Raw genomic sequence first — 4,914 nt, forward strand, 5'->3', positions numbered from 1 at the left:
AAGGTGTTGCTGTTCGGGCCAGGAAAAACTTTATACTCGTTAGCCCAGTGCTTGTAAGACTAAGGTCTTGTTTTTACGGAGAAGATAACGGGGAAATAGACGATGTTTAGCATTAAGGCATTGATTCAATTTAGTATGATACTTTTCAGTGTGTTAGCGGTGGGGTGCAGCACGGGAAGCTGGCGAGAAGCGTCTAGAGACTCTTCCGGGCTCGCCCCTTTGTCTACCGAAACTCCCGAAGCGGTTATTCAGGTATATGGTGCCGATGCATGGGGGTGGCGAGGTTGGTTTGCGATACATACTTGGATTGCGGTGAAAGCAAGAGATGCTTCTGAATATACCGTTCTTGAAGTGATAGGTTGGCGTGCCAAACGAGGACTGTCTGTGTTGAGAGTCGAGAATGATATTCCTGATAGGTATTGGTTTGGTAGTCAGCCCCAAATTCTTTTGGATAAGCGAGGTGACGAAGCAGAAGAGTTGATCGAAGAAATAGTTGCTTTAGCTGAACGTTACCCCTGGGCTAACGAGTATAAAGTTTTTCCTGGCCCGAACAGCAACACCTTTCCAGCTTGGATAGCAGCGCAGGTGCCCGAACTGGGCTTGGAGCTTCCCTTTAGTGCTATTGGCAGTGGTTACGTAGATTAACAGGGCGAAGAGTTTATGACTGAATATCAACCTATGACTTTGTTGATGAACGCTAGGCAAGAGGCCAAGCAAAACCAGGACCCCAGTGCTAAATATTGCACACTCGCGACACTCGAGCAAAATGATGCGTCTCAACCAAGAATGCGCACCTTGGTCGTACGCGAAATCAATGCAGATAGTTGTGTACTGTTTGTGAACAAACTTGCCCAAAAGAACCTACTACATTTAAACGAGGCGAAGGTAGAACTGCTATTTTTCTATCCTTCGCTACTACAGCAATTTAGAGTTCGGGGTGAATTGTCATTAATGTGTCCTGAGGTTCTTGAAACTCACTGGCAGCATAAACCTTATATTTCAAAGTTGCTGGATCATTTTTATCATACTGTCGCGCACCAGAGCGCTGCCCTGGAAGGCTCATTTGAGGTAGAACGGGGTATTAACGCGCTGAAAGAAAAGTACCCTAATCCTGATACAGTTCCTTTCACAGATAATGCGCTTGGGCTGGTGGTGTCTGTGAATTATCTAGAGTACTGGCGAGGCCATGAAACTGGCTTGCATGAGCGCACTTTATATCGACATATAGGCCACAGTTGGGAACGAGCTGCGCTTGTTCCTTGAATAGCGCGAACTATTGGGCTGCACTCTCTGCTACTCTTGGCGCCAATCATGTTTTCTGCACGTGGCAGGTTTGAGTCCCTAACCGATAGGATTGGTGTAGGGAAAATGGTTAAGGGGTGTTGATGCGAATGTTCGCGTATCTGATACCCTAATCTGTGGGTACCATGGTGGCAAGATTCAGTAGTGGGTGTGGATTGACTAAGTAAAATAAAAGAGGGCCGCAGGTTTGTCGACAAATTACTCTTAGCTCTTGTTTATAAGTATATGTATATCTGTGCTGCGGATATCTCAAACGATTACAATAACCCTGATGCTACTAAATTAATTAAGAGATCTTTTGATAGCCTCCTCTAATACACTGTCTAAGGGGGTTACCTGAGATCTGAACAAGGAAATACTTGATAAATCGGAAGAGATGAGGAACTTGTTGAAGTTCCAATTTGGTGATTTTTCAGTCCGTTGTTTTAGCATTTTGTAGAAGTCGTTTTGTTGAGGTCCTGTTACATAGCTCGGCGCTAGCATGGTGAAACTAACGCCGAAGTTTTTGAAGCAGACGCTAGCTGTTTCTGCTTCAGTTGCTAATTCTTGCCTGAAGGAGTTAGAAGGGAAACCGACAATTTCCAAACCCTCATCTTTATATTTTTGATAAAGCGCTTCAAGTTGAGATAGCTGAGGGGTAAATCCGCATCGGCTTGCTGTATTAACGATAAGCAAGGTTTTCCCTTCAAAAGCCTGACAGAAGTCAATAGATTTTGAAGAGTGAAGACGCTTGGATTCATAGTTTAGCAAGGGGTCACAGCTTGCGTAACTTAATGATGTATTCGCCAAGCATAGCAAACCAATGATCGTAATTTTTGCTAGATGCTTCATATAAATATTTCTCCCTTCAATCGAATTAAGGATGCGCTGAAATCGAAGTTATTAAGTATATATATTTAAATACGCGAATTCTTAGTTTCTGGTTCACTTGGGTTTATACCTTGGCGTGTTGACCTTGTATCGAATTAGGACCAACCCTAAAATTTATTCTAAGTTCTTATTGTTTTAAATCATGGCCCTGGCTATTGGAGGTAAGAGCGAGTGCAGCGAAGCACTTTGCTCAGAATTATGGTAAAACAAACACGTCAGTTTAAGGTTTGTACGTTTAACCTTTTTAACTATATTGAACCTCCCAATGCATTTTACGAGTTGGAGAATATTTATACTGACCAACAATGGCGTAAGAAGGAAGCATGGATACTTAGGCTTCTGAAAGTAATTGGCGCAGATATTGTTGGTTTTCAGGAGGTGTTTTCCGTATCGGCTCTGAATAGCTTGTCAAAGTCAGCGGGCTTTGACTATTTTGCAACAGTCGAACAGCCCAACAAGAAGTCTGACTATCTGTTTGATATGCCCGTTGTCGCGATTGCTTCAAAATTCCCCATCCTATCTAGTGAAGCAGTTTCGGTTGATCAATATTTGATTCAGAGTTTGGGGCTCAACTCAGAATTTGTTTTTAGTCGTCAGCCGATCAGGGCCGTTATTGAAATCGATGATTACTCCAAGGTTGCCGTGTATGTGGCGCACTTGAAGTCTAAAAGGTCGAAGTTTGATCGTCACTTTTATGTGGATACAGCCGACAATGAACAAGTTCGTAATTTCCTTTACGACGACCTGCATGGTCGGTGGGCTTCAAGTATGCAGAGAGGAACTGAAGCAGCTCTTCTCTACAATGACTTTTGGAAATCTAGTGCGAAGGAAGATATGCCAACCATTATGCTTGGTGATCTAAATGATACGATCGACTCAACGCCTTTGCAGTTGCTGGTGGCTGGCGGGCATATTGATAGAATTGGATCGAAATATGTTTCATCCCTTTCTGCTGCGGAGAGGCTGAATGTTGAAAAACATACACTTTACGATGCCTTTGAAATTAGTGATAAAACTATCGAAACTCGTCGTAGCCCTACACACTATTTTGCAAATAAGGGCAGTGTTTTAGATTATGTGCTGTTATCAAAGGAATTTGATGCTAACAATCCACGCAGTATTGCGGAAGTCGTTAGTTATGACGTGCACGATGATCATCTGCAAAACCCTAACTATGAGGTAGACGCTGAAGCATCAGACCATGCCCCCGTGTCAGTCACCATCGAAACGGCCTTTTAAAGACTCCTAGACTCTGCTGTCGCCTAAAAAGCAATTCCAAATCAATCCTCACATTACTGCTGACAGTGATCCATATCGAGTTTGTATTCGTAGACCTTACTGATAACTGGTAACGAATTCGAGAAGAGTAAGTTGGAACAGTCAGCAGTAACAATCCGTCGCGACACATTGTACTACGATGGCGAATGCCCTCTATGTACAGCTGAGGTGTGTCGATTGAAGAAACATGCAGGCGACAATCTCACGATTAAGAACGTACATGATTTGGATTCAACAACTGAATCGCCGAGCAAAGATGTTTTGCTGAAGAGGCTGCACTTGAAAACTTCTGACGGAGAGTGGTTAGTAGGCGTTGATGCAAATGTTAGGGCTTGGCATCACACGCCCTACGCTCGTTTTTGGCGGGTACTTAACTGGCCTTTCATTCGTTTGTTTAGCCGCTGGGGATATGAAATATGGCTAGCGTATCGCCAGTATAGAAGTAAAAAGCAACCCTAGAACCAGAGTCCTGAATGTAGAGTAGGTAAAAAAGAATGTTTAAATGGTTTAGCAAAAATCCTTCTAAAAAACTCGTGAAAGCTTATGAAGCGAAGCTCACCGAGGCGATGCATGCACAGCGCAATGGCGACATAAGAGCCTATTCTATGCTCAGCAAAGAAGCCGATGATATTTATCAGAAAATACAAAGTGTTATGGCTAAAGAAAGTGCTTAGGGCAGGTCATCACGATGTCTAATCAATTTTTCTATACCGAAAGGCTCGGATCGATGAAGTTTATCTTGCTAGCTTGTTCTGTATTTGTGAGTTCCTTACTCACAGGGTGTAGCTTGGTTAAATACACGATTGAGCATGCTCCCTATTCGCTTATTCAGTCAGATGGAAATTTTGAGATCCGACATTACGACCAGATGTTATTGGTTTCCACAACGATGAATAGTGAAAAGGGGAGATCGTCAAACGATAGTGCTTTCAAACGACTTTTTGCGTATATCTCCGGCGAAAATAGTAAGGGGCAAGATATCAGCATGACCGCGCCTGTGTTCATGGATCAAGACAAAGCAACTAAAATGTCTTTTGTTCTTCCCGAAGATTTCAGGATTGAGACAGCACCGGCGCCGAGAGACCCAAACGTTTCTTTGGAGCGAGTCAATGATTACACTGTTGCAGCGATTCGCTTCAGTGGTTGGCTGGACGAGGACACAATAGAAAGCAAGAAAAGCGAACTATTGGCTTGGTTGAATGAGCAGGATATCAAAGCCATTGGGCAGCCTATTATTGCCGGTTATGATCCACCTTCGTCAATTCCTTTTTTTAGACGAAATGAAGTTCTAATCCCGATAGAGTAGACCCCATCTTTGTGTTCGTATGCCATGAGTGTGAGAAGGGTGCTATCTAACTGGTCTCTTCTGGACAGTGTGTAGATCCTAATCTATCTTTGATAGTGATCTGCTTTAATCAAACAGGACACTTCAATAAGGAATATAATCCAATTATTGAGGTGTTA

Annotated in this window: 7 protein-coding genes; 6 read left to right on the forward strand and 1 reads right to left on the reverse strand. The window is 43.1% G+C overall.

Annotated features, from left to right (window positions below):
* The first annotated feature begins 102 nt into the window (after positions 1 to 102).
* Positions 103 to 645: a DUF3750 domain-containing protein gene (locus A3766_RS11360; RefSeq protein ID WP_068642227.1), complete on the forward strand. Its 543-nt coding sequence runs from the start codon at positions 103 to 105 to the stop codon at positions 643 to 645.
* 15 nt (positions 646 to 660) lie between these two features.
* On the forward strand, positions 661 to 1,263 hold the full coding sequence (locus A3766_RS11365) for a pyridoxamine 5'-phosphate oxidase family protein (RefSeq protein ID WP_068510197.1): 603 nt from the start codon (positions 661 to 663) through the stop codon (positions 1,261 to 1,263).
* Positions 1,264 to 1,584: 321 nt separating this feature from the next.
* On the opposite strand, the gene A3766_RS11370 is transcribed toward A3766_RS11365, so the two are convergent.
* Complete coding sequence (locus A3766_RS11370; protein ID WP_068510198.1) at positions 1,585 to 2,133, reverse strand: glutathione peroxidase; 549 nt, start codon at positions 2,131 to 2,133, stop codon at positions 1,585 to 1,587.
* Between the two features lie 210 nt (positions 2,134 to 2,343).
* On the opposite strand from A3766_RS11370, the gene A3766_RS11375 reads away from it, so the two are divergent.
* The 4 genes from A3766_RS11375 to A3766_RS11385 all read left to right on the forward strand — a co-directional run bounded on the left by A3766_RS11375 (position 2,344) and on the right by A3766_RS11385 (position 4,756).
* Positions 2,344 to 3,411, forward strand: coding sequence for an endonuclease/exonuclease/phosphatase family protein (locus A3766_RS11375; protein ID WP_082865217.1), 1,068 nt, complete (start codon positions 2,344 to 2,346; stop codon positions 3,409 to 3,411).
* 132 nt (positions 3,412 to 3,543) lie between these two features.
* Positions 3,544 to 3,909 (forward strand): thiol-disulfide oxidoreductase DCC family protein, encoded by a 366-nt coding sequence (locus A3766_RS28915; RefSeq protein WP_197470022.1) that lies wholly within the window; start codon positions 3,544 to 3,546, stop codon positions 3,907 to 3,909.
* A 35-nt stretch (positions 3,910 to 3,944) separates the two neighbouring features.
* Positions 3,945 to 4,124, forward strand: a complete 180-nt coding sequence (locus A3766_RS11380; protein ID WP_068510205.1) for a DUF6435 family protein — start codon at positions 3,945 to 3,947, stop codon at positions 4,122 to 4,124.
* 14 nt (positions 4,125 to 4,138) lie between these two features.
* Positions 4,139 to 4,756, forward strand: a complete 618-nt coding sequence (locus A3766_RS11385) for a heme-binding protein (RefSeq protein ID WP_197470023.1) — start codon at positions 4,139 to 4,141, stop codon at positions 4,754 to 4,756.
* Positions 4,757 to 4,914: the final 158 nt, after the last annotated feature.

This window comes from Oleiphilus sp. HI0132 (assembly GCF_001635845.1).

What these genes read in the sequence shown, in the direction of transcription:
- A3766_RS11360 (WP_068642227.1), top strand. Translation starts at nt 103, where the DNA reads ATGTTTAGCATTAAGGCATTGATTCAATTTAGTATGATACTTTTCAGT.
- A3766_RS11365 (WP_068510197.1), top strand. Translation starts at nt 661, where the DNA reads ATGACTGAATATCAACCTATGACTTTGTTGATGAACGCTAGGCAAGAG.
- A3766_RS11370 (WP_068510198.1), bottom strand. Translation starts at nt 2,133, where the DNA reads ATGAAGCATCTAGCAAAAATTACGATCATTGGTTTGCTATGCTTGGCG.
- A3766_RS11380 (WP_068510205.1), top strand. Translation starts at nt 3,945, where the DNA reads ATGTTTAAATGGTTTAGCAAAAATCCTTCTAAAAAACTCGTGAAAGCT.
- A3766_RS11385 (WP_197470023.1), top strand. Translation starts at nt 4,139, where the DNA reads ATGTCTAATCAATTTTTCTATACCGAAAGGCTCGGATCGATGAAGTTT.